The sequence below is a fragment of the Streptomyces sp. MNU76 genome, assembly GCF_020982545.1.
In the GTDB taxonomy this organism is placed as follows: Bacteria; Actinomycetota; Actinomycetes; order Streptomycetales; family Streptomycetaceae; genus Streptomyces.
Window position 1 is genome coordinate 1,052,219 of the sequence record NZ_JAJKLK010000001.1, and the last position, 23,925, is coordinate 1,076,143.

Annotated in this window: 13 protein-coding genes, 1 other RNA gene and 5 pseudogenes; 13 read left to right on the forward strand and 6 right to left on the reverse strand. The window is 69.5% G+C overall.

Annotation, left to right across the window (positions count from 1 at the left end; all coding sequences use genetic code 11):
* Positions 1 to 15: 15 nt before the first annotated feature.
* Positions 16 to 1,647 (forward strand): bifunctional RNase H/acid phosphatase, encoded by a 1,632-nt coding sequence (locus E4N62_RS04570; RefSeq protein ID WP_230212026.1) that lies wholly within the window; start codon positions 16 to 18, stop codon positions 1,645 to 1,647.
* Here the strand turns inward: E4N62_RS04570 and eda are convergent.
* The 4 genes and pseudogenes from eda to E4N62_RS04590 form a co-directional block, all read right to left on the reverse strand.
* A pseudogene (gene eda, locus E4N62_RS04575) lies at positions 1,633 to 2,327 on the reverse strand (bifunctional 4-hydroxy-2-oxoglutarate aldolase/2-dehydro-3-deoxy-phosphogluconate aldolase). The gene E4N62_RS04570 and the pseudogene eda sit on opposite strands and share 15 nt — an antisense overlap.
* Before the next feature lie 75 nt (positions 2,328 to 2,402).
* Positions 2,403 to 3,185 carry a peroxide stress protein YaaA gene (gene yaaA / locus E4N62_RS04580; protein WP_230212027.1) on the reverse strand — a complete coding sequence of 261 codons (783 nt, stop codon included), beginning with the start codon at positions 3,183 to 3,185 and terminating at the stop codon, positions 2,403 to 2,405.
* Between the two features lie 73 nt (positions 3,186 to 3,258).
* Positions 3,259 to 3,889: pseudogene (locus tag E4N62_RS04585) on the reverse strand (hypothetical protein).
* Entirely contained in the window at positions 3,886 to 4,689 is an 804-nt protein-coding gene (locus E4N62_RS04590; RefSeq protein ID WP_230212028.1) for a MerR family transcriptional regulator, read from the reverse strand. The pseudogene E4N62_RS04585 and the gene E4N62_RS04590 overlap by 4 nt, the downstream one beginning before the upstream one ends.
* A gap of 164 nt (positions 4,690 to 4,853) precedes the next feature.
* On the opposite strand from E4N62_RS04590, the gene E4N62_RS04595 reads away from it, so the two are divergent.
* The 8 genes and pseudogenes from E4N62_RS04595 (at position 4,854) to E4N62_RS04630 (ending at position 13,122) form a co-directional block, all read left to right on the forward strand.
* Complete coding sequence (locus E4N62_RS04595) at positions 4,854 to 5,477, forward strand: Uma2 family endonuclease (RefSeq protein ID WP_230212029.1); 624 nt, start codon at positions 4,854 to 4,856, stop codon at positions 5,475 to 5,477.
* Positions 5,478 to 5,583: 106 nt separating this feature from the next.
* Positions 5,584 to 6,406, forward strand: a pseudogene (locus E4N62_RS04600) (helix-turn-helix domain-containing protein).
* Between the two features lie 82 nt (positions 6,407 to 6,488).
* Positions 6,489 to 7,205 (forward strand): annotated as a pseudogene (locus E4N62_RS49255) (DMT family transporter); the annotation flags it as partial.
* A 127-nt stretch (positions 7,206 to 7,332) separates the two neighbouring features.
* Positions 7,333 to 7,739, forward strand: an RNA gene (gene rnpB, locus E4N62_RS04610) — RNase P RNA component class A.
* 41 nt (positions 7,740 to 7,780) lie between these two features.
* The gene (locus E4N62_RS04615) at positions 7,781 to 8,179 is read left to right on the forward strand and encodes an AAA domain-containing protein (RefSeq protein WP_230212031.1); all 399 of its coding nucleotides are present in this window, start codon (positions 7,781 to 7,783) and stop codon (positions 8,177 to 8,179) included.
* Positions 8,176 to 8,790 (forward strand): DUF3320 domain-containing protein, encoded by a 615-nt coding sequence (locus tag E4N62_RS04620; RefSeq protein WP_230212032.1) that lies wholly within the window; start codon positions 8,176 to 8,178, stop codon positions 8,788 to 8,790. Before E4N62_RS04615 ends, E4N62_RS04620 begins: the two co-directional genes overlap by 4 nt.
* Before the next feature lie 126 nt (positions 8,791 to 8,916).
* Positions 8,917 to 10,827 (forward strand): DUF2075 domain-containing protein, encoded by a 1,911-nt coding sequence (locus E4N62_RS04625; protein ID WP_230212033.1) that lies wholly within the window; start codon positions 8,917 to 8,919, stop codon positions 10,825 to 10,827.
* A gap of 177 nt (positions 10,828 to 11,004) precedes the next feature.
* Positions 11,005 to 13,122, forward strand: coding sequence for a DUF2075 domain-containing protein (locus E4N62_RS04630; RefSeq protein ID WP_230212454.1), 2,118 nt, complete (start codon positions 11,005 to 11,007; stop codon positions 13,120 to 13,122).
* Positions 13,123 to 13,174: 52 nt separating this feature from the next.
* Here E4N62_RS04630 and E4N62_RS04635 read toward each other — a convergent pair whose 3' ends face one another.
* The gene (locus tag E4N62_RS04635; RefSeq protein WP_230212034.1) at positions 13,175 to 13,303 is read right to left on the reverse strand and encodes a DUF6408 family protein; all 129 of its coding nucleotides are present in this window, start codon (positions 13,301 to 13,303) and stop codon (positions 13,175 to 13,177) included.
* Between the two features lie 523 nt (positions 13,304 to 13,826).
* Between E4N62_RS04635 and pglW the strand changes: the two genes are divergently transcribed.
* Both pglW and pglX read left to right on the forward strand, forming a co-directional pair.
* Positions 13,827 to 18,557 carry a BREX system serine/threonine kinase PglW gene (gene pglW / locus E4N62_RS04640; protein ID WP_230212035.1) on the forward strand — a complete coding sequence of 1,577 codons (4,731 nt, stop codon included), beginning with the start codon at positions 13,827 to 13,829 and terminating at the stop codon, positions 18,555 to 18,557.
* Complete coding sequence (gene pglX, locus E4N62_RS04645) at positions 18,554 to 22,168, forward strand: BREX-2 system adenine-specific DNA-methyltransferase PglX (RefSeq protein WP_230212036.1); 3,615 nt, start codon at positions 18,554 to 18,556, stop codon at positions 22,166 to 22,168. The genes pglW and pglX overlap by 4 nt, the downstream gene beginning before the upstream one ends.
* Here pglX and E4N62_RS04650 read toward each other — a convergent pair.
* Positions 22,095 to 22,685, reverse strand: coding sequence for an ATP-binding protein (locus tag E4N62_RS04650; protein WP_230212037.1), 591 nt, complete (start codon positions 22,683 to 22,685; stop codon positions 22,095 to 22,097). The two genes, pglX and E4N62_RS04650, sit on opposite strands and share 74 nt — an antisense overlap.
* Before the next feature lie 161 nt (positions 22,686 to 22,846).
* Between E4N62_RS04650 and E4N62_RS04655 the strand changes: the two are divergent.
* A pseudogene (locus tag E4N62_RS04655) lies at positions 22,847 to 23,677 on the forward strand (helix-turn-helix domain-containing protein).
* A complete protein-coding gene (locus E4N62_RS04660; protein ID WP_230212038.1) occupies positions 23,674 to 23,877 on the forward strand; it encodes a DUF397 domain-containing protein in 204 nt (67 codons plus the stop codon). Before E4N62_RS04655 ends, E4N62_RS04660 begins: the two are co-directional and overlap by 4 nt.
* Positions 23,878 to 23,925: the final 48 nt, after the last annotated feature.

Here is a 23,925-nt window from a genome sequence, read left to right on the forward strand (position 1 = left end):
CAAAGGGCTTTCGGCATGCGGGAGTTCATCGTCGAGGCGGACGGCGGTTCCCGGGGCAACCCGGGGCCCGCGGGCTACGGCTCGGTCGTCCTCGACGCGGTGACGGGCGAGACGCTGGTGGAGGCCGCCGAGTACATCGGGGTGGCCACGAACAACGTCGCCGAGTACCGCGGGCTCATCGCAGGCCTGAAGGCGGCGTACGAGCTGGACCCGGCGGCCGCCGTCCGGGTCCGGATGGACTCCAAGCTCGTCGTCGAGCAGATGTCGGGCCGCTGGAAGATCAAGCACCCTGACATGAAGCCGCTGGCCGCCGAGGCCGGTCGGGTCCTCCCGCCCGGCCGCGTGACGTACGAGTGGATCCCGCGCGAGCAGAACAAGCACGCAGACCGCCTGGCCAACGAGGCGATGGACGCGGGCAAGCGGGGCGAACAATGGTCGGCCGCCGCGTCCACGGCGGACCTGGACACACGCGCGGCCCGGTCCGCGGCAGCCGCCCCTGAGCCATCGGGCCCGCCCGGGGACGCGACGGCGGGCGCGGCGAGGGCGAGGGCGGCACTGGCGGAGAGCCGGGGCGGGGCGGCGGACAGGAACGCGGGCGCGGCCAGGGCCGGTATCGGCAGCAGTGCCGTCTCTGGCAGCGGTGCCGGCACCAGCGCCGCCGCTCGCACCAGCGCCGCTTCCGGCAGCGGTGCCGGCAACAGCGCGGCCTCCGGCACTGGCGCTCGCAGCAGCGCCGCCGCTGGCACCCGCGCGGCCTCCGGCGCTGGCACTGGCGCTGGCGGCAGTGCAGCCAGCGGCAGCGGTGGCGCTACCGGCAGCGCTGCCGCGCCCGCATCCGCACCCGCAGCCGACCTGCGTGCCGCCGAGCCCGTCGCCGATTCAGGCGCCGCTCCACGCGCCGCTCAGACCCCCGCCGACCCAAGGGCCGCCCGGACCGCCGCCGGCCCACAGGCCGCCGAGGCCGCCAAGACCGCCGCCGACCTCCGCGCCGCCAGGAACGTCGCCTCCGTCGCCCCTGATCTCGGCACCCCCGCCACCTTTGTGCTGCTGCGCCACGGCGAGACGCCCCTCACTCCCCAGAAGCGGTTCTCGGGGAGCGGTGGTTCGGACCCGTCCCTCTCCGAGGTCGGCCGGTACCAGGCCGAGCGGGTCGCCGCGGCCCTCGCCGCCCGCGGCACCATCCAGGAGGTCGTGTCGTCGCCGCTGGCCCGCTGCCGGGAGACGGCGGCGATCGTCGCCGCCCGGCTGGGACTGCGGATCACCGTCGAGGACGGGCTGCGTGAGACGGACTTCGGCGCGTGGGAGGGCCTGAGCTTCGGCGAGGTGCGCGAGCGCTACCCGGACGACATGAACGCCTGGCTGGCCTCCCCGGACGCCGAACCCACCGGCGGCGGCGAGAGCTTCGAGGCCGTCGCCCAGCGCGTGGCCGCCACCAGGGATGACCTGGTCGCCGCACACCGGGGCCGTACGGTCCTGCTCGTCACGCACGTCACCCCGATCAAGACCCTCGTACGTCTGGCTCTCGGCGCACCCCCGGAGTCCCTGTTCCGCATGGAACTCTCGGCGGCGTCCCTGTCGGCCCTGGCGTACTACGCCGACGGCAACGCCTCCCTCCGCCTCCTCAACGACACGTCACATCTGCGCTGAAGGATTCGCGGCGGGCGAGCGGCCCCGGAGCCCCGCCGCCTCCCGCGCCAGCCCCTCGATCCGCGCCCAGTCCCGGGCGGCCACGGCGTCGGCCGGCAGCATCCAAGTGCCGCCCACACAGCCGACGTTGGGGAGGGCGAGGTACTCCGGCGCGTTGACCGGCCCGACCCCGCCGGTCGGACAGAAGCGCGCCTGCGGCAGCGGCCCGGCGAGCGACTTCAGGTAGGCCGTACCGCCCGCCGCGTCGGCCGGGAAGAACTTCATCTCCCGCACCCCGCGTTCCAGGAGCGCCACGACCTCCGACGCGGTCGACACCCCCGGCAGGAACGGCACCCCCGACTCCCGCATCGCCCGCAGCAGCATGTCCGTCCACCCCGGGCTGACCAGGAAACGCGCGCCCGCGGCGACGGATTCGCTCACCTGCGTGGGCGTGATGACGGTACCCACCCCCACCACCGCCCCGGAACCTCCGCCGAGATCGCCCGTACGGCATCCAGCGCGCCCGGCGTCCGCAGGGTCACCTCGATCGCGGGCAACCCGCCCGCGACCAGCGCCCGCGCGAGCGGCACCGCGTCGGCGGGGTCGTCGACTACGACCACGGGCAGGACGGGCGCCAGGTCGAGGACGGAGACGCGCGAGGACGGGAACGGGAACGGGGATGGGGACGGCGATGAGGACATGCCGTCATCCTGCCGGTGAGGAACAGCATGCACAACGACCATTGCGCATACTGCAACGATGTCGAGGGTGAGGCCTCAGTGAACCTCGTCCACCAGCACATCCAACATCCACGCCTTCCCGGCCCCGGCCGGCGGCACCACCTCCACCACGTACCCGAGGTCCCGCAGCGCCTCCACCAGCTCCGCCGGGCCCTCGGGGGCGATCCCGGCGGACAGCAGGCTCCGTACGATGCGGCCCTTGGTCGCCTTGTTGAAGTGGCTGACCACCTTGCGCGTGGGTGCGTGCAGCACGCGCACGGTCGCGGTCCGCCCGGCCACGTCGCCCTTCGGCTTCCACGCGGCCGTGTACGCCGAGGACCGCAGGTCGAGGACGAGCCCGTCGCCGGCGGCCTCGGGCAGCGCCGTCGCCATCGGCGTACGCCAGTGCGTGCCGAGCGCTCCGAGGCCGGGCAGCTTCACGCCCATCGAGCAGCGATAGGAGGGGATCCGGTCCGTCACCCGGACCGCGCCCCACAGCCCCGAGAAGACCAGCAGCGAACGCGCCGCCCGTTGCTTCGCGGCGGTCTCCAGGGTGGCCAGGCCGAGGGCGTCGTACAGCACGCCCGTGTAGATCTGCCCGGCCGGCCGCGTCCCCGCCGTCAGCAGCTCCGCGTTCTTGGCGACCTCCCCGCGCAGCCCCTCGCTCAGCCCGAGCACCTCACGTGCCTTGTCCTCGTCGCTGGAGCACAACTCCACCAGCTCACCGACGACCGCCTCCCGCGCCCCGGTGAGCGCGGGCAGTGAAAGCCCCTCCAGCTTCAGGGGAGCGCCACCCGAGGAGGGTGCCTTGCCTTCGGACGGGGGCAGCAGGACGAGCACGGGTACTCCTTGTTCTCGGGGCTCCGCAACGTTCTCGGGGCTCCGCGACAGCGTACGGGGTGGGGGGCGGGGCTCAGGAAAGCCAAGAGTCCGGCGCGAGCCGCGCATCCATGATCCGGCTTACGAGGTGATCGGAATCGTCGGCGTGGAAGCGCACCAGACGCGCTTCCCTCCGGCGGCCGAAGAACGTCAAGTAGGCCACGGGTTCGACCAGTTCGATGGTGACGGTCGTCTGCGACCCGACCTCCATGGTGAGCTCGCCGTCCTGCTTCTCGTGCGTCGTACGCAACTCACGGCGGACGGAGGCGATGGCGCTCAGCGGGACACGCAGATCCACGGTGGCGAAGCGACGCAGCCGCAGGGTCGTGTCGGTGAGGACGTGCGGGCGGGTGACGGAGGCGGCGTGCAGCCCGGCGACGATGAGGATCGTATAGAGGTCGAGGACGAGGAAGGCGGTGTGCACGAGCGGAAAGTCCCGCAGCAGGACGGACACGGTCACGGTCTCGACGACACACACGAAGCCGAACCCGAACATCATGGCCCCCTGCCCCCGCGCGTACCCGAAGGCCCGCGCGCCCTCCTCCGACCCCGTGCGGCCGCCGCGCCACCCAGCGCAACAGGCTGGCCAGAAGCAGGAGTTCATGACGCACGAGAGAGCGCGCGACCCTGTACGCCCTCTCGAACTTCCTCTCGATCGTCCTCATGGGCGGTCCTCCCTCAGTATCCGGAGCGTGCGGCGGATGGCCTCCGCCTGGGCCGGTGCGAAGTCGGCGTAGAAGGCACGCAGAAAGCTGCCGGTGGCGGTGCCGGTCCCGTTGCCGCCGCTGTCCCCGCTGTCGTCGAGGCCGATACCGGTGTCCTGCGGGACCATCTCCGGCGGGACGAGGTAGGCCAGTACGTGCGCGGCCGCAGCGACCCGGGGGTCGTCGGGCTCGGCGTCGGCGAGCGCGTCGAGCAGCGCGTACGCCTCGTGCACCCGCTCCACCGCGCCCGGGGCCGACATCATGCTCTCCAGCGAGGCGAGCAGCTCCGCGCGAACCTCGGGAGTGGCGGTCGTCTCCAGGAGGGCGAACACCTCCCGGTCCTTGGCGGCCATCGGAGAGTGTGGCGCGGGCCCGAACTTCCCGAAGAGAGAGGCGAGTTCAGGTGAAACGGGCCCCTCGGTCGGCAACCGCCCGGCACGCGCGTCCTCCATCAGCACGCGCAACCGCCCCCGCCGCTCCCGGATCTCCTCCTCCTGTCGCGCCAGATCCTCGTCCAACTCGCCGAGCACCTCGACGAGTTCACGCCCGGCGTCGTCCGCGAGCACGTCCCGCACCTCGGCCAGCCCGAGCCCCAGCTCCGTCAGCCGCCGGATCCGCGCGAGCACGACCGCGTGCCGCAGGGTGTAGTCCCGATACCCGTTGGCCCGCCGCTCCGGCTCCGGCAACAGCCCGAGATGGTGGTAGTGCCGCACGGCACGCGGGGTGACCCCGACGGCCGCGGCGAGTTCTCCGATCCGCATACGACCAGTAGAAACGTTGACGCTGCGGCAGGGTCAAGCGTCGGGCCCGGCGACGGACAGTGACCGGGATCATGTGCCACGATCGAGGGAACGGGCCCGATCTCGCGACCGGCCGCCCGTCCGAGGTCCCATTCTGGCGAGCGACGAAGCCGGAGGGGCATGACATGACCGCAGTGACCCGCAAGCCGCTCAAGGCGCCCAAGTCGCACGAGGCGCAGAAGGCGCTCAAGACGTTCGTGGATGAGGACGTTCTGCTGGAGGGCTTCTTCGCGCTGGGGACCCCGGACGGTTTCCGGGCGGAACTGATCGAGGGAGAGATCATGGTGGCCGCACCGTCGGACGGGGACCACGAGGACTGCGTCGGCCTGGTCCTGAGCCAGGTCATCAAGCGATCGCGCACCGACATGCAGTTCTCCGGCAACAAGGGGATGAAACTGGGGCGGGCGAACGGATGCCCGCATGACCACGTGATCCCGGACGGCACATTCGCCGCCCAGGCACTACGGCTGTACCGCGGCGCGCCCTCCTGGATGCCCAGCCAGGGCGTATCCATGGTGCTGGAGGTGACCTCCACCAGGCCCGAGGCCGACCGTGAGGTCAAGCGCCGGTGCTACGCCCGTGGCCGCATCCCCCTCTACCTCCTCATCGACCGGGACTCCTCCCAGGCGACACTCCTCAGCGACCCCCGAGACGACGACTACCGCCAACGCTGCACCGTCCCCTTCGGCAAGCCGCTCACCCTCCCCGAACCGTTCGCCTTCGACCTGGAGACCTCGGACTTCCTCTGACTTCCTCTGACGTCCGCTGACTCCTCTGCCCCGCCCCTCCTGCCCCGCCGGGCGTAGCCTGAAGGACCGGAGCGGCGGGGCGACGCGGAGTGGAGCGGGGGCAGAGGTGAGCACACGTGGTGAGACCCGATGGACCCGCACCACCCTCGGCCGTCCCGACCACCCCCTGGACCTCCTGACCGCCCGCTTCGACCGCCACCGCTACGCCCCGCACACCCACGAGGAATTCAGCATCGGCATCTGTGTCCGGGGCGCCTCGTGCATCGACTACCGGGGCGGCGCCCTGACGGTGGGGGAGGGCTCGATCGTCGTCCTGGCCCCGGGCGAGGTCCACACCGGAGAGTCGGCCTACGGCACCTACGCCTACCGCGCCCTCTACCCGGCCCCGCCCTGCTCACCGACGGCATCCTCGGCGGCACCCCGCACTTCCGCGACCCCTCCTCCACGACCCCGAGCTCGCCGCCGCCCTGAGCAATGCCCACGCCGAGCTGAGCACCTGCCCCGACCCGCTGGAGTCCGAGTCCCGCCTGCCCTGGCTGCTCACGGCCCTGGCCCGCCGCCACTCGACCTCCCGCCTCACCTCCGACAGGCTCCCCGGCGCCGACACGATCTCCCTCGCCGTACGCGACCGCCTCGCCGATGAGCTGGCGGCTCCCCCCTCCCTCGCCGAACTCGCCACCGACCTGGGCCTCTCCCGCTACCAACTCCTCCGCGCCTTCCGTACGACGATGGGCATGCCGCCGTACGCGTGGCTGGCCCAGCACCGGGTGGCGCGGGCCCGTGCTCTGCTGGAGGCGGGCGCCCGCCCGGCGGAAGCGGCGGTCCAGGTGGGCTTCGCGGACCAGGCGCACATGACGCGCTGGTTCAGGAAGGTGCTGGGAGTGACCCCGGCGGCGTACCGCAACAGCGTTCAAGACCGACGCCGCTGACCTGCCCGAAACTTCCCCCATGACTGCACGCGGCTGGTTCCTCTTCTCCCTGATGGGAGTCCTCTGGGGCATCCCCTACCTGATGATCAAAGTGGCTGTGGACGAGGTCTCCCCGTCCATGGTCGTCTTCGTACGCTGTGCCCTGGGTGCGGCCCTCCTGCTCCCCTTCGCGATCCGCCAGGGGAACCTGACCCGCGTGGTCCGACAGCACTGGCGCCCGATGCTCGCGTTCGCCGTGATCGAGGTCATCGGCCCGTGGTGGACCCTGACCGACGCCGAACGCCACCTCTCCAGCTCCACGGCCGGCCTCCTGATCGCGGGCGTCCCGATCGTGAGCGTGCTCCTGGCCCGCTTCTTCGGCGACACGGAACGCCTGGGAGCCCGCCGCATGACGGGCCTGGCGCTGGGCCTGGGAGGCGTAGGCGTCCTCACGATCCCCCACCTCACCGGCGGAAACGTCCTCTCCCTCGCCGAGGTCCTGATCACGGTGATCGGCTACGCGACGGCCCCCTTGATCATGGCCCGCCACCTGAAGCAGGTCCCCACACTCCAACTGATAGCCCCGGTCCTGCTCCTGTCGGCGATCGTCTACGCCCCCGCGGCGGCCGTCACCCGCCCGTCGGTACTCCCCTCCACCTCGGCCCTGACCTCCCTCGTGGCTCTGGGAGTGATCTGCACGGCGTTGGCCTTCGTGGCCTTCCTGGAACTGATCCGAGAGGTGGGCCCGACGAGGGCGACGGTCTTCACGTACGTCAACCCGGCGGTGGCGGTGGCGGCGGGAGCCGTGTTCCTGGACGAGCAACTGACCCCGGCGATCCTGTCGTCGTTCGCCCTGATCCTGGCGGGCTCGTTCCTGGCGACGGCGTCGTCGGCGTCACCGGCATCGAGGGGTGGCGGCCGCCGGGTAGCATGGTCCACACGGCAGACGAGCCGGGCGGACGGCCGCGTGGAGTCCCCCTAGGGGGCTTCCCGAGGAACGTCCGGGCTCCACAGGGCAGGGTGGTGGCTAACGGCCACCCGGGGTGACCCGCGGGACAGTGCCACAGAAAACAAACCGCCGGGGACCTCGGTCCTCGGTAAGGGTGAAACGGTGGTGTAAGAGACCACCAGTGCCCAGGGTGACCTGGGCAGCTAGGTAAACCCCACCCGGAGCAAGGTCAAGAGGGGCCGCCGTGAAAAGCGGTCCTGCGCGGACGTTCGAGGGCTGCCCGCCCGAGTCCGCGGGTAGACCGCACGAGGCCGGCGGCAACGCCGGCCCTAGATGGATGGCCGTCTCCCCGGCCGCCGCGAGGCAGCCGGGCGACAGAACCCGGCGTACAGCCCGACTCGTCTGCCCTTACTTGTGGTTCTGCAGCTGGCAGGGATGCTGAGGTCGTGGGTCTGGCGACTGTCCGGACCGATCCCATTCGCTGTTCCACGCCTGGCTGTTGGCCGGCTCCGAGATCTTGTGACCGCCGAACAAGTTTCTTCATCAAGAACCTTGAAACCGTCCAGGGCGACGAACGCGACGTCATCATCCTCTCCATCGGCTACGGCCCCGCCCACTGCGGCAAGCTGCTGTCGACGTTCGGCCCCATCAACCGCGAGGGCGGCTGGCGACGCCTCAACGTGGCCGTGACCCGGGCCCGGCGCCGCATGGAAGTCATCGCCTCCTTCCACGGAGGCGATCTGCCGGACAGCGTCGACAAAAGCATGCAGCACCTCAAGCGGTACGTGGGCGAAGAGGCTGTAGAAGCAGCCGATGGTCCGGCGGCCCCCGAGTGGAGTTCGTGACCGTCGACGCCGGCCCTGCGCCTTGGAGCCGTCCGTACCAAGAGGTCGACCCTGACCTGTTGGCAGAGGTACGCGACAGGTCGAGCAGCCAGCGGGGTAGGTGGGGCGTGGAGTTGCAGGACCCCGATGCCCTCGACGTGGTCGCGGACGTGGCGCAGTGCGTGGTCGAGGTGGAAGGGCCCGTCGAAAAGGAAGTGATCTACACCCGCGTCCGTCTCGCGTGGGGCCTAGGACGAGCCGGCCAGGTGGTCCGCGACCGCATCGACCGAGCGCTGCGCCGTCTGCTCAAGCAGGGCAAGATCGTCCACGTCGGTACGGCCTATGACAGGCCCGGCCGCGAGACGGAGTTCGCCCGCACGCCGACGGAGCGGTGCGCACGACGAGTGGCGGAAGTTCCTGCGGCAGAACGGCAACTCGTGCTCCGCAACGTGGTCGACGAAGGGCCGGGGGTGCACCGTGAGGATCTGCTGCGAGAGACCGCTCGCTTCTTCGGATGGGCGCGGCTCGGCGCCGATATCCGGGACGCGCTGACGGGCGACATCGACGAGTTGGTCGCCGCGGGGCACTTGATCGGGTGGGAGGGCGGCCTGATGCCTGCGCAGGGTTCCTGATTGTTCCGCCAGGTACCCTGAACCACATCGTCAACGCGGCCCGACGGGCTTCCGCTCCACCCCGGTGGAGTCTCGAAGGACATGCCCCCACCCGCACGAGTCTTTCGTGCTGCCTGGGGGAAGTCCTTGCTGTTCCGCGCGTCCGCGAAAACGGTCGCCGTCATGGCACTCGACGGTTCGCTGTTTCTGCACCTCACCGAGCAGTTCGTGCACCTGCACGGCTATCGGCCCGGCGCCTCGGAGGTGCGTTCCTGGGAGCGCAGCATCCCCGTCCTGGCCGCCGCGCTCAACGACGCCGGCCTGGGCGACGTCGAGGTCATGCTGGAGTACGCGCTCCCGCTGAACAGCAAGCGCGCCGACGTCGTCCTCGCGGGAGTCCACCCGGTCACGGGCGAGCCGTCGTACGTCGTGGTGGAGCTGAAACAGTGGAGCCAGGTCCTGCCCCACGAGGACGATCCCACCCTGTGTCACGTGGAGCGATACAGCCACCCGGTACTCAACCCCATCGAGCAGGTGCGGCGCTACTGCGACTACCTGGTCAACTTCAACGGAGCGGTGGCCGAACACGGACATCGGATCAGCGGAGTGGCGTTCCTGCACAACGCCACGGAGTTCGACGTGGCCGGTCTGCGGGACATCGAGCGCGACGGCCGCGGGCTGCTCTTCACGGGGCAACGCCGTGGTGAATTCCTCGATCACCTTCGTGCGAGGCTGAGCGACGAGCGTTCGGGCGCACGGGCCGCGGACGAACTGCTCTCGGGTGCCACGGTGCCGTCGAAGCAGCTGATGGCCGTGGCAGCCGAGGAAGTACGCGAGCGTCAGCAGTTCGTGCTTCTCGACGAGCAGCAGGTCGCCTACCGCATGGTGCTCAACGCGGTGGAGCGGGCGAAGCGAGCCGACCGCAAGGAAGTCGTCATCGTCACCGGCGGCCCCGGTACCGGGAAGAGCGTGATCGCGCTCCAACTGCTCGGCGAGCTCTACCGGAGGGGCGTGGCCGCGGTCCACGCGACCGGCTCGCAGTCGTTCACCAAGACCATGCGCAAGGTGGCCGGCTCCCGGAAACGGGAGGTCCAGGATCTCTTCAAGTACTTCAACAGCTTCATGACCACCGAGAAGAACAGCCTGGATGCTCTGATCTGTGACGAGGCGCACCGCATCCGGGAGACCTCCGCCAACCGCTACACCCGCGCGGCACTGCGGACCGGCCGGGCACAGATCGACGAACTCATCGACGTCGCACGCGTACCGGTCTTCTTCCTCGACGAACATCAAGTGGTGCGGCCCGGTGAGATGGGTACCGTGGACGACATCCGTGCGGCCGCGGCCAAACGGGACATCCGCTGCCATGTCGTGCCCCTGGACAGCCAGTTCCGCTGCGGGGGCAGTGACGCCTACCTGCGCTGGGTGGTGCGGCTCCTCGGCCTCGAGCCCGGCGGGCCGGTCGTGTGGGAGCCCGACGACCGTATGCAACTGCTGCTCGCGGAGAGCCCCGAGGAGTTGGAGGCGTTCCTCGACGCCCGCCGCGCCGAGAAGTACGGTGCCCGGATGTCCGCCGGCTACTGCTGGCGGTGGTCCCCCGAGCCCAAGCCCGGCGATCCCCTGCCTCTCGACGTCGTCATCGGGGGCTGGGCCCGGCCATGGAACCTGCGCGGCGACCGGTCGGTCTCCGGTGCGCCGCCGTCCGCGCTGTGGGCCACCGACCCCGCGGGCTTCGGACAGATCGGCTGCGTCTACACGGCCCAGGGCTTCGAGTACGACTGGTCCGGCGTCATCATCGGCCCGGACCTCGTCTGGCGGGGTGACCGTTGGATCACCGACCGCACCGCGTCCAAGGACCTGGTGTTCAAGAAGTCCACATCGGACGCCGACGTGGACCGTCTCATCCGGAACACGTACAAGGTCCTGCTGACGCGGGGCATGGTCGGCACGATCGTCTACTCGACCGACCCGGAGACCCGGGACAAGCTCCGGGAACTGGTGTCCGGCCGATCGGAGTCACGACCTGCGGCGTTCGAGGAGCCCCTTCAGCGTCGGTGAGCACGTTGTATCCGGCCATGAAGGCTGTGCTTCCAGCCGACCGACGTGTCATATGCGCCGGGGGAGACGATCACTTCTCTAAGATCCCAGGCGTCATTGCGGCCCGACGGGCTTCCCACGTGGACATGCCCCCATCCGCACGAGTCACTCGTGCCCTGGGGGATCCACCTCGTGTCCATGCTCCTGCTGAAACTGGCGGCGCGGGATCTGCTGAACCTGAACTCGAGGCGCCGTATGGTGCCCCACCTCGCCGCGAGGTGGAAGCACTTCCTCAACACCGACGCCTCGTTGACTGAACGTTCCGCCTGGGCGGAGAGCCTGGTGCATCTCGCCGAGGACCTGGTCGCCGCCGACCGTGGGAACGTCGAGATGGTCGTCGAATGCGCGGCCACGCTCGACGAGACCGACCGGGCCGGGGACCCGCGGCTCATCGACGTCGTCCTCGTGGGCCACCATCCCGAGGAGAACGGCCTGTCCGTCCAACTCGTCGAACTGAAGCGCTGGTCGACGGTCACCCGGGTGGAGCGGGCGACCGCGGAGCTGGTGCATGTGCCCGGTATGGGGAGGAAGAAGCATCCGGCGCTGCAACTGCGCGAGTACTACGAGGCGTTCACGAGCGCCAGAGGACCGCTGCACGGGCTGGACTATGAGTGCGGCGGCTTCGCCTATCTGCACAACGCCACCGACGCCGCAGTGCTCCCACTGGTCGGCGTGGACGCGCCGACCGGTTCCTACGCCCGTGTCTACACCAGCGACCGCCGCCCCCAACTGCTGTCGGATCTGCGGAGCAGCTTCGCCGCCGACGGTGCCGACTCGGCGGCCGAGATCCTGTTACGGAGCATGGGCCTGCGCAACACCCCGTTGCTCGACGCCATGATCCGCTCCAGCGGCGAGGACACGGTCTTCACCCTGCGTGGCCGACAGAAGAAGGTCGCCGACCAGATACTCGGCACCGCCGCCAAGGTGCTACCCGATCCCCGGCGGCCCGCCCTCGTCCCCGACGAGCGTCGCGTGGTGTTCCTCGTCACCGGTGGTGCCGGTACGGGCAAGAGCGCCATCGGTCTCCAACTCAAGGCCGAACTGGAGGCGGACGGCCATATGGTCAAGTACGCGAGCGGTAGCAGGGCCTTCAACGGCGCCCTCCAGGAGCACGTCGGCTTCGGCGACCGGGAGTTCAAGGAGACGTTCACCTACTTCAGCAACTTCGTCACCCCGCCCGACCCGCCGCTGGACGTGCTGATCTGCGACGAGGCCCACCGCCTGCGCGACCGCTCCACCAACCGCTTCTGGAAACCCGAGGACTGGGGCACCAAGCCCCAGGTGGACGAACTCCTCGACGCCTCCCGGTTGACCGTGTTCTTCCTCGACGAGGGGCAGTCCGTGCGTCCACAGGAGGTCGGCACCGTCGCTCTCGTGGAGGACGCGGCACGGCGCTACGACGCCCACCTGGTCCGCTGCAGTCTGCGGGAACAGTTCCGGTGCGGCGGCAGCGACGCCTACATCCGCTGGGTGCGCGGCGCGCTGGGAGTGTCCGGCGCGGAGCCGGAGCCGTGGACCCCGGACGGCCTGATGCACGTCGAGGTCGTCGACACCCCGGAGGAACTCGAACGGATCATCCGCTCCGAGGCAGCGGCGGGAGCGTCCGCGCGCATGGTCGCCGGATACTGCTGGCCCTGGACGAAACCCCTGGGCAAGGAGAAGCGGCTCGAACCCGACGTCCGGATCGGTGACTGGCACCGGCCGTGGAACGCGGACAGTGAGTCCTTCTGCGAGAACAAGACCGTCCCCCCGTCCAAGATCTGGTCCGTCCACGAGAACGGCCTCGGCCAGATCGGCTGTGTGTACACCGCGCAGGGCCTGGAGTGGGACTGGTGCGGCGTGATCATGGGCGAGGACATGGTCCGCCGGGGCGATCGTTGGGTGTTCCGCCGGGGCAAGGAGAGGGCGGACAAGGAAGCGGGCGTCAAGCGAGTGGCCGTTCCCGGGTCGTTCGATCCCAAGGTGAAGCCGAAGAGCGTGGACGACGACGAGTTCGCCCGCCTTGTCCGGCACGCCTACCACGTGCTGATGACCCGGGCGAGCCGGGCGACCGTGCTCTACTCCACGGACGAGGAGACCCGGGACTACCTGAAGGGGCTGGTCGGTGACGTCCAGATCCACGGTCTGCGCCCCACCTGGGAGAACCTGCCGGAGCAGGCGCGACAGCCGCATCTGCCCCGTCCCGCTCGAGGAAGCCGCCGCCGCAGGCGGCGTCGGAAGAAGGACACTCCGCCCGGAGAGCTGCGTCTTTTCTGAAACGGCGGCCCGACAGGTGGAGTGGCGGGCTCCCGGGCCCGCCACCTGCCGGTCAGAAGACCAGGCGCGCTACCACGAGAAGGGCCGTCACCAGCAGATTGGTGATGACTCCCACCGTGACGTCGACCAGAATCTGACGAATCCGGTCACGACGTGCAAGGTTGTACTCAACGGGGTTCATCGGGTTCCACTCCAGAGCGTGAGCTGGGAATGGCAGGGATCGCCCTACCGGGCATCCGCAGTCACACCGCGTGAGGCACGCGATGGAGACCACTCGTCGCTCATCGCCGAGGACCGGCACCTGGAACACCGCCGACGTACCCTCCGGGAAGGTGCGCAGCGGGTAACCACGTTAGTGCACGCGCCAGTTGAAGCAGATCGATTTCGGACGCTCCTGCGTCCGGTCCGGACACCGGACGCGATGGCGCCGGACGCGATGGCGTCGGACGGGCGGACAGCGTAGATCGCGATGGCCTCGGCTGTGCGGATTCTGCGCATGTCCACCCGAGGGGATGGGTGAGGCTCCAGAATGCGGGTGGTCCGCACGCCGCAAGTCGCCGAATTCGGGCGATAAAGGTGGAAGGTCCCGTACTCCCGTCCTTCACTGTCTCTTTTCGCGGCACGGCTGGCCACTAGGATTTGGACCCTGGGTCTGGCCATGGGGAACGGCGGCCCTTGCAGGACACGACGAGCGGGGAACAGGCATGCGGGAAGGCCGGTGGGTCACGGTCACCGAGTCCGAGTTCGATCATGAACGCCGCGGCCTGGAAGCGATCAGGGAGAAGCTCCCGGACTCCGACCCCTGGCGTGCCTGGTCGAACTTCACCTTCACCGCGAACACCGGCCACGTCCGCGAGGTCGACCTGCTCGTCGTGGCCCCCGGCGGCGTCTGCATGATCGAGCTGAAGGACTGGCACGGCTCGGTCACCTCCGAGAACGGCACCTGGGTGCAGACCACGCCCGGCGGCCGCCGCCGTACGCACGGCAACCCGCTGCACCTGGTCAACCGCAAGGCCAAGGAACTGGCCGGCCTGCTCGCGCTGCCCGGCAACAAGCGGGTCTGGGTCGCCGAGGCCGTCTGCTTCACCGACAACGGCCTCCGCGTACGGCTGCCCGCCCACGACCAGAACGGCGTCTACACCGTCCCCCAGCTGGTCGAGATGCTCAAGCAGCCCCCACGTGACGAGCGGCGCCGCGTCACGGCGATCGGCTCGCGCGAGATCGAGGCGGCCCTCAAGAACATCGGCATCCGCAAGAGCGACGCGCAGTACAAGGTCGGCCCGTACGAGCTGCAGCGGAAGTCCTTCGACTCCGGGCCCACCTGGGCCGACTACCTCGCCCGCCACAGCGACCTGCCCGAGGCCGCCCGCGTCCGCATCTACCTCAGCGAGCGCGGCTCCGACGCCTCCCTGCGCCAGTCCGTCGAGAACGCCGCCCGCCGCGAGGCCGCGGTGCTGGGCCGGTTCAAGCACCCGGGCGCCGTCCAGCTCAAGCAGTACTTCCCCTCCGGGCACACCGCCGGTCCCGCGCTGATCTTCGACTACCACCCGGACACGTTGAAGCTGGACGAGTACCTGGTCCAGTACGGCGAGAAGCTGGACATCCTCGGCCGGATGGCGCTGGTCCGCCAGCTCGCCGAGACGATGCGCTCCGCGCACGCCAGCCGCATCCACCACCGGGCGCTCGCCGCCCGCTCCGTGCACGTCGTCCCCCGGCCGCGCGGCCGCAAGGGCCGGGCCGTCGGGGAGGAGGCCGCCTGGCTGACTCCGGACCTCCAGATCTCCGACTGGCAGATCGCCACCCAGCGCAGCGGCGACTCCTCGCAGGGCCAGGGCATGACCCGCTTCGCGCCGACCGCCCTGTCCGCGATGCACCTGGCCGACGACGCCGACGCCTACCTCGCCCCCGAGCTGACCGCCCTCAACCCCGACCCGGTCCACCTCGACGTGTACGGGCTCGGCGTCCTCACCTACCTCCTGGTCACCGGCAAGGCCCCGGCCGCCAGCCAGGCCGAGCTGCTGGCCCGCCTGGAGGCGGGGGAGGGCCTGCGCCCCAGCTCCCTGGTGGACGGCCTGTCGGAGGACGTGGACGACCTGGTGCAGGCCGCCACCGCCTACCGGCCGGGCCAGCGCCTGTCCAGCGTGGACGAGTTCCTGGAGCTGCTGGAGGTCGTCGAGGACTCCCTGACCGCCCCCGCCCCAGCGGCCACCGATACGGAGGCGCCCGGCGAGGAGGACGGGGCCCCCGCCGACAAGGACCCGCTGGAGGCCGTCGCCGGTGACGTGTTCGCCGGCCGGTGGGAGATCCGCCGCCGCCTCGGCACCGGCTCCACCAGCCGCGCCTTCCTCGTTCGCGACCTCCAGGCCGAGGCCCGCAAGACCCGCCCGCTGGCCGTGCTGAAGGTCGCCCTCTCCGACAGCCGGGGCGAGATCCTGGCCCGCGAGGCCGAGGCCATGGGCCGCCTGCGCCCCCACTCCGGCATCATCCGCCTCGTCGAACCCGAGCCGCTGCACATCGGTGGCCGTACGGTCCTGGCCCTGGAGTACGTCGGCGACGAACGCGACGACACCGGGCAGGGCGGCGAGGCCGGGTCCCGCCCGCGCCGACGGGAGGAGACCGTCGCCCGCCAGCTCCGCGAGAACGGCCGCCTCCAGGTCGACCAGCTGGAGGCGTACGGCGACTACCTGTTCGGCGCCGTCGACTTCCTGGAGGGCGAGGGCGTCTGGCACCGCGACATCAAGCCGGACAACATCGCCATCCGCATCCGCCCCAACCGCACCCGCGAACTCGTCCTCATCGACTTCTCCCTCGCCGGCTACCCGGCGAAGAGCACCGACGCGGGCACCGACGGCTACCTCGACCCCTTCGTCGACGTCATCACCCGTGGCTCGTACGACTCGCACGCCGAGCGGTACGCCGTCGCCGTCACCCTGCACCAGATGGCCTCCGGCGAGCTGCCCAAGTGGGGCGACGGCAGCGTCCTGCCCCGCATGACCGAGGCGAAGGACTGGCCGTACCCGACGATCGCGGCCGAAGCCTTCGACCCGGCCGTACGGGACGGTCTCGTCGCCTTCTTCCAGAAGGCCCTGCACCGCGACGCGGCCCAGCGGTACCCCGAGCTGAAGCCGATGCGGGACGCCTGGCGCAAGGTCTTCCTCGACGCGTCGCAGACGGTCCCGTCCAGCCACCGCACCCGCGCGTCGGCCCCGGCGCCCACGACGACCGGGGAGGGCCTGCCCGCCCAGGGCGCCGCCGCGGCGGGGATCGCGGACGCCGAACCCGAGAGCGCCGAGCAGCAGCGCGACCGGCTCGCCGCCGAGGTCACCCGGGACACCCCGCTGACCGTCTCCGGCCTGACGCTCGCGGCCCAGTCGTTCCTGTACGGCCTGGGCCTGACGACCGTCGGCGAACTGCTCGACTACAGCCGCCGCAAGCTCGTCAACGCCCCCGGCCTGGGCGCCAAGACCCGCAACGAGGTCCAGCAGCGGCAGCGGGAGTGGGGCGAGCGGCTGCGCGAGATCCCCGTCTCGCCGCTCACGCCGAAGGGCCGCGCGGAGGCCAAGGAGGAGCTGGAGCAGCTCACGGCCGCCGAGTCGGCCCTGGTCGGCCACCTCGCCACGGGCGAGTCGGCGGGGACGCTGCCCGCCCGCACGCTGCGCTCGGTCAGCCTCGACACCCTCGCCACCGTCTTCGTGCCCGCCGTCAACAACAACGGCTCCAACCGCAACAAGGCGGAGATGGTACGGCTGTTGCTGCGCCTGCCCGACGAGCACGGGGTCCTGCCGGACATCGGCGTCTGGCCGAAGCAGAAGGACGTCGCGGAGGCCCTCGGGCTGAGCTACGGCAGTATCTCGCTGTTGCTCAAGGACGAGCGCAAGCGCTGGAAGGCGGAGCCCGCCGTCCAGGCGCTGCGCGAGGAGATCATCGACCTGCTGGTCGGCATGGGGCGGGTCGCCTCGGCGGTCGAGATCGCGGACGCCCTGGCGGTCCGGCGCGGCACGCATCTCGCGGGGCGCGAGCAGCGGCGCGCGATGGCGCTGGCGGCCGTACGGGCCGTGGTCGAGGTGGAGCAACTGGTGCCCCAGGAGGCCGAGTTCCAGCACCAGCCGAACCGCAAGGCGACGGACGAGTCCCTGGGCGCCGGCCTGCTCGCCCTCGACGTACGGGAGGACGACGGCCCGGACACCCCGACCGCGCCGGGCCTGCTGGAGTACGCGACCCGTCTCGGCCGTACGGCGGACCGGCTGGCCAAGCTGGACACCCTGCCGACGGCCGCGACGGTCCTGGCCGAGCTGGGCGCGCTGACGGTGCCGCCGGGCGCGGTCAACTGGGACGAGCGGCGCATGGTGGAGCTGGCGGCAGCGGCGTCCGTGAACGCCGCCGCCACTCCGCGCCTGGAGATCTACCCGCGCGACCTGCCGCTGGTCCGGGCCCTGCGGCTCACCCAGGCCGGGCTCGTCCGCTGGATTCCGGGCGTACCGGAGGGGCGGCAGCCCGGCCTGACGGGCGAGGACGTGCACGAGCGGGTGCGCGCCCGCTTCCCCGAGCTGGTCGTGGTCGACGGCCGGGGCGGCACCTCCCACGACCTCCCGACGGGCGGCCCACTCACCAAGGCCCTGCGCGACGCGGGCTTCGAACTGTCGCTGAACACACGCGAGGACACGGGCACGCTGCGCTACCTGCCGACGCGGGTGGACGACGCGTCCAGCTACCTCACGACGGGCGCGTGGCGGCAGTCGACGCGTACGGGTGCGGTGACGCGGTACGCGGACGACCCGCAGCTCGCGGGCGCGGTCCGCGCGGAGGAACGGCTGCTCGCGTCGGCCCGCCGGGACGGGTTCCGGGTGCTGACCGTACGGCAGCAGTTGGTACGGGACGCGGTGCGGGAGCTGGGCGCGGAGCGGCTGGGCGCGGGCGCGGTGTCGGTGACGGAGCTGTTCCTGGAGGCCCTGCACGCGCAGGTCACGCCGGGTACGAAGCCGACCTGGGAGACCCTGCTCAAGGCGGACGCCGCCGAGCCGGGGTCGAAGGGTGCCGTGAAGTTCGCGGAGTACGTGCGGACGGCGTGGGGCGCGGTGGAGCCCCGGGTGGCGGAGCTGCTGGGCGACGGTGGTGGCGGGGCCGGTCCTGTTGACCGCGCTGGTCCTGTGCTGCTGACGGAGGCCGGGGTGTTCGCGCGGTACGACGCGATGGGCGTCCTGGACCGGCTGGCGTCGGCGGCCCGGCGTGGCGGGCGGGGGCTGTGGCTCCTGGTCCCGCAGGCCGACCCGTCGCGTGAGCCCCGGCTCGGGCAGGTGGCCGTGCCGTACCAGGCCGGCCTGGGGGAGTGGATTCAGCTTCCGGACACGTGGGTGGGCAACGCCCATCGCGGGTCCGGCGAGGGCGAGGGCATGGCGAGTGCCGGTGCCAGTGGTGTCGAGGGAGACGTCAAGTGATCGACCGCAAGGCTCTGTTGAACGACCTGAAGCAGCAGGTCAAGGTGGTCGAGACCGACCTCGGGCGACAGGTGAAGGCGCTGGGGGACGTCGGTGCGCGGCTGAGGGCTGAGTACGACCAGGCACGCAAGCTGGGGCGTACGGCGGCGACGTGGAACGCGTGGCTGGACGAGCGGGTCACGCAGGTCGCGGTGGCGTGGGTGCTGGGGACGGTCTTCGTACGGTTCTGCGAGGACAACCGGCTGATCCCGGAGCCGTATCTGACGGGGCCGGACGGTGACCGCCGGGAGCTGGCGGAGTCTCGGTACGACGCGTATGTGGAGTCGGACGAGGACCCGACGTACCGGGGCTGGCTGGAGAAGGCGTTCGAGGAGCTGGGGCAGGGGCAGGCCGGACGGCTCCTCTTCGACAAGCGGCACAACCCGCTGTACCAGGTCCCGCTGTCGCATGACGGCGCGCGAGATCTGGTCGAGTTCTGGCGGGGGAGGGACGAGGCGGGCGTCCTCGTCCACGACTTCACCGACCCGCTGAACGAGGACGGCACGGAGGGGTGGGACACGCGGTTCCTGGGTGACCTGTACCAGGACTTGAGCGAGGCCGCGCGGAAGACGTATGCGCTGCTCCAGACGCCGGAGTTCGTGGAGGAGTTCATCCTCGACCGGACGATGAACCCGGCGGTGCGGGAGTTCGGGTACGAGGAACTGAAGATGATCGACCCTACGTGTGGGTCGGGGCACTTTGTGTTGGGGGCGTTTCGGCGGCTGGTGCGGCTGTGGGGGGAGGGGCAACCTGGGCGTGACGTGCATGAGCGAGTGAGGGCTGCGCTGGACTCGGTGCACGGGGTGGACATCAATCCGTTCGCGGTGGCTATTGCTCGGTTCCGGTTGTTGGTTGCGGCTATGGCGGCTAGTGGCGTGCGGACGCTGGGGGAGGCGGCGAAGTTTGAGTGGCCGGTGCACCTGGCGGCGGGCGACTCCCTCATTAAGGCTCGCCAGTTGGAGCTGACGCTGGGCAGTGATGAGGTCGGTTTCGACGACCCCCTGGCCTCGTTCGCATACGCCACGGAGGACGTGCACGAGCACCCGGAGATTCTGCAGCCGGGACGTTATCACGTCGTGGTTGGCAACCCGCCGTATATCACTGTGAAGGATGCGAAGCTAAATGCTTTGTATCGGGAGCTATACAGCGCGTGTGCAGGAAAGTATGCACTTTCGGTGCCGTTTGCTCAGCGATTCTTCGAGCTGGCCAAGGGTGGAGAAAGTGATGGATCGGGTCGTGGATTGGTCGGTCAAATTACCGCGAACTCATTTATGAAACGAGAGTTCGGCACTAGGCTAATCGAAACATACTTCGGGCATAGTGTGGAGTTGACTGAAGTTATCGACACTTCGGGAGCTTACATTCCCGGCCACGGAACGCCAACGGTCATCCTGGTAGGCAAGAGGCGCGGACGTGGAAGACGTTCAGAGGTGATCCGCACGGTACGAGGTGTTCAAGGCGAGCCGAGCGAGCCGGAGAGGGCGGAGGAGGGGCTCGTCTGGAGTGCAATTGTCGACCAAATTGACAAGCCTGGGTCTGTAAGTCGGTGGGTCTCGGTTGAAGACCTCGATCGAGATCGTTACTTTGGTAGGCAGCCGTGGATCCTGACTGATGGTGGCCTTGAGATGGTTGAGCAGCTTGCTGCGCTATCGGTTGGCTTCGTCCGGGAGATCACCTCTGAGTCCGGGATCTCGTCGGTTACTGGAGAAGATGACCTTTACCTATTGCCTCGGAATGGCAGTATCGGGAGAAATCGCATCGAAGAGTCGCGACCTATGGTCACCGGCGATGTGATCCGTGATTATCAACTCACTCCGGCGTTTGATTCGGTATGGGTGTATAGTTCCGATTTTAAGGTGCAGTCATTGGAGCAGATTCCAGGCGCGGAGCGGTATCTGCGGCCCTATCGGGCAGCAATTTCGCATCGACGCCGGTTTGGCACTCCCATGCTCCAGCGGGGTCTGACTTGGTACGAATGGCAAGAGTTGTATCCTGCCAAGCTTAAAACGCCGCTCTCCATCGTCTTCGCATTCGTTGCCACTCACAACCATTTCGTCTTGGATCGAGGAGGGAAGGTATTCAAGCAGACTGCGCGGGTCGTAAAGCTGCGAGAGGGGGCAAGCGAGGAGGAGTACCTTAAGCTCCTGGGGTTGCTGAATAGCTCCACTGCTTGTTTTTGGCTAAAGATGATGTGCCACAACAAGGGAGGGGGTGGTATCGGGGGCGGTATTGCTGAGGAGCACTGGGAGCAATTTTATGAATTCACGGGCACAAAGCTCGAAGAGTTTCCCCTCCCTGCTGAGTACCCCGTCCGGCTTGCCGCTGCCCTTGACAGTCTCGCTCACCAGTTTGCCGCCACCAGTCCCGCAGTCGTAGCTGCGAAGGCGCCCCCCAGCGCATTCAACCTCCGCGAAGCCTGCGTTGGCTGGGAGACTACCTGCGCCCGCATGGTCACTCTCCAAGAGGAGCTGGACTGGCAGGTCTACTCGCTCTATAACCTCCACTCCGAAGACCTTCGCGTCTCCGAGGACCCCGAGGACCCCAACATCCCGAAACTCGCCCTCGGTGAGCGCGCCTTTGAGATCGTCCTCGCGCGCCGAGTAGCCGCAGGCGAGGCTAGCGACGAGTGGTTCAAGCGGCACAACTCCACCCCGATTACGGAGATCCCCGCCCACTGGCCCGCCCCATACCAAGAGATCGTCCAGAAGCGCATCGACGCTATCGAGTCGAACCGCGCCATTGGCATGGTCGAGCGCCCCGAGTACAAGCGCCGCTGGGCCACCGAGGGTTGGGACGCGCTCCAGGAGAAGGCCCTGCGCTCCTGGCTGCTCGACCGTATGGAGAATCGGGACCACTGGTTCGACGAGAACGGTCAGCCCGCCATCCTCACCCTGGCTCGCCTCACCGACGCCCTCTCCCGTGACGAGGACTTCGTCTCCGTCGCCAAGCTCTACGCGCCCCGCAAGGAACTCGCCAAGGTCGTCGCCGAGTTGATCACCGACGAGCACGTGCCGTTCCTCTCCGCCCTGCGCTACAAGCTCTCCGGGCTCAAGAAGCGCGCCGACTGGGAAGATGTGTGGGACCTCCAGCGCAAGGAGGACGCCGCGCCCGACGAGCCCGCCAAGCGGAAGATTCGGGACTCCATCCCCGTACCGCCGAAGTACACCTCGGCCGACTTCCTCCGCCCCTCCTACTGGAGGGCGCGCGGCAAGCTCGACGTGCCCAAGGAGCGGTTCATCTCCTACGGGCAGACCAACGCCGCCACCCCCGAGCTGTACGGGTGGGCCGGCTGGGACCACCGCGAGCAGGCGCAGGCCCTCGCCACCTATTTCACCAACACCGCACTGTCCACCGAGGAGATCACACCGTTCCTCGCCGGCCTGCTGGAACTCCAGCCGTGGCTGTCCCAGTGGCACAACGAGTTCGACATGCTCTACAGCGGCTCCCCGGCCGACTTCTTCGCCGGTTACCGCCAGCAGAAGCAGGGCGAGCACGGCCTCACCGACGACGACCTCCGTGCCTGGCGTCCTGCGGCCGCGACCCGAGGTCGTCGCGCAGCAGCGAAGCCGTAGCCAGGAGTAGTTCGACGTCGGTCGGTTCGGGGGCCACCCGGTGCGTGCGCGGGTGGCCCTGTTGCTGCACGTGCAGCTCAGCCCACACGGTTTTTCCCGGGGCGGCATGGCGAGGGGTGATGCCCCAGTCGTCCGAAAGGGCGGCGACGAGGAGCAGGCCCCGGCCGGACTCGGACAGCGAGTCGGTCACCGGAGGGCTGGACGGAGGCTGCTTCTCGGCGCGGGTGTCGGTCACCTCGACACGGACGATGCCCTCGCCCAGGACGAGGTGAAGGTGGAAGTCCCGGCCGGGGACATGCCCGTGGCGTACGGCGTTGGCGGCGAGTTCCGCCGTGATGAGGGTGAGTGTTTCGTTGACGTGGGTGGTGTAGGAGTGGCCCCAGTCGTCCAGGCGGTGTGAGACGAGTCGGCGGGCGAGGCGGGCACCGCGCGGCGTCGAGGTGAAGCGCATGGTGAACTCGCGTTCGGGTGTGAGGCGCTGTGGCATATGCCCGTTCGGGGGAGTTGCTGACTTCATGGGGTAGACGGTCGCGGACTCTGCGTAGCTTTGACCAGGAGTGATGTGCTGACGGGTACGGGCTGTACACGCGGGCGGTGCGCTTGTACGTGGTGGTGGGCGTGACCGGTTCCCGGGCCCCGAGTTGGCCGACCGGGTGGTTGTACGAGAGGAGCTGCGGCGTGGACGACGAGGTTCAGCAGCCGGAGTACGAGGTCGGGACGGGCATGCTGTGCGTGTTCGGGAGGCAGTTGAAGCTGTTCCGGGAGCGGGCGGGGATGGACCGCGCGGCGCTCGGGTCGCTGACCGGGTACTCGGCCTCGACGATCGCGTCGTTCGAGCAGGCGAGACGTATCCCGCCGCCGTAGTTTATCGACCGGGTTGATGAAGTGCTGGGCGCGGGTGGGGTGTTGAGCGCCAGCAAGGAGGAGGTGGCTCGGGCTCAGTATCCGGCGTTCTTCCGGGACGCGGCCAAGTTGGAGGCCGAAGCGGTTGAGCTTCATGTGTACGCGAACCAGGCGGTCCCCGGGCTGTTGCAGACAGAGGAGTACGCGCGGGCGATCTTCATGATGATGCGACCGCCCATGGCTGACGAACTGATCGAACAGCGAGTGTCCGCGCGCCTGGCTCGGCAGGAAATCTTGTCCAGTCGTGTCGCGCCGCTCGCCAGCTTTGCCATCGATGAGGCCGTGCTGAGGCGTCCGATCGGAGGACGAGGAGTCCTGCGCGGCCAGCTTGAGCACATCCTCCTGATGGGGGAGCGGCGGAACGTCGAGATCCAGGTGATGCCGCTCGACCGTGAGGAGAACGCCGGGATGGCTGGTCCCTTCACCTTGATCGAGACGAAGGAAGGGCGGAGGATCGCGTACGCCGAGGTACAGAACGTGAGCCGCCTGCAGACGGAGCGGGAGCGGGTCCGGGCGCTGGAGGTCAAGTATGGAATCATCCGGGCGCAGGCCCTGACTCCTCGTGAATCATTGGCGTACGTAGAGAAGTTGCTGGGAGAGCCATGAACGCGCACGTACATCAGCAGCACATAGACGAGTTGGCGTGGCGCAAGAGCAGCTACAGCAGCGAGGAGGGCGGCGAATGCGTCGAGGTTGCCGCCCGCCCCGGCACCGTCCACGTCCGCGACTCAAAGGACACAACCCGCGCCGCCCTGGCCGTAGACCCCACGACGTGGACCGCGTTCGTCGAGTTCGCGGCACTCTGACAGGCGCAGGGCCCCTCGGCGGTCGGAACGGGCCCGCCTCTGTGTGGG

Coding starts and splice junctions, on each gene's coding strand:
- E4N62_RS04570 (WP_230212026.1), top strand. CDS start 16: ATGCGGGAGTTCATCGTCGAGGCGGACGGCGGTTCCCGGGGCAACCCG.
- E4N62_RS04590 (WP_230212028.1), bottom strand. CDS start 4,689: ATGCGGATCGGAGAACTCGCCGCGGCCGTCGGGGTCACCCCGCGTGCC.
- E4N62_RS04595 (WP_230212029.1), top strand. CDS start 4,854: ATGACCGCAGTGACCCGCAAGCCGCTCAAGGCGCCCAAGTCGCACGAG.
- E4N62_RS04630 (WP_230212454.1), top strand. CDS start 11,005: ATGCTCCTGCTGAAACTGGCGGCGCGGGATCTGCTGAACCTGAACTCG.
- E4N62_RS04635 (WP_230212034.1), bottom strand. CDS start 13,303: ATGAACCCCGTTGAGTACAACCTTGCACGTCGTGACCGGATTCGTCAG.
- pglW (WP_230212035.1), top strand. CDS start 13,827: ATGCGGGAAGGCCGGTGGGTCACGGTCACCGAGTCCGAGTTCGATCAT.
- E4N62_RS04650 (WP_230212037.1), bottom strand. CDS start 22,685: ATGAAGTCAGCAACTCCCCCGAACGGGCATATGCCACAGCGCCTCACA.
- E4N62_RS04660 (WP_230212038.1), top strand. CDS start 23,674: ATGAACGCGCACGTACATCAGCAGCACATAGACGAGTTGGCGTGGCGC.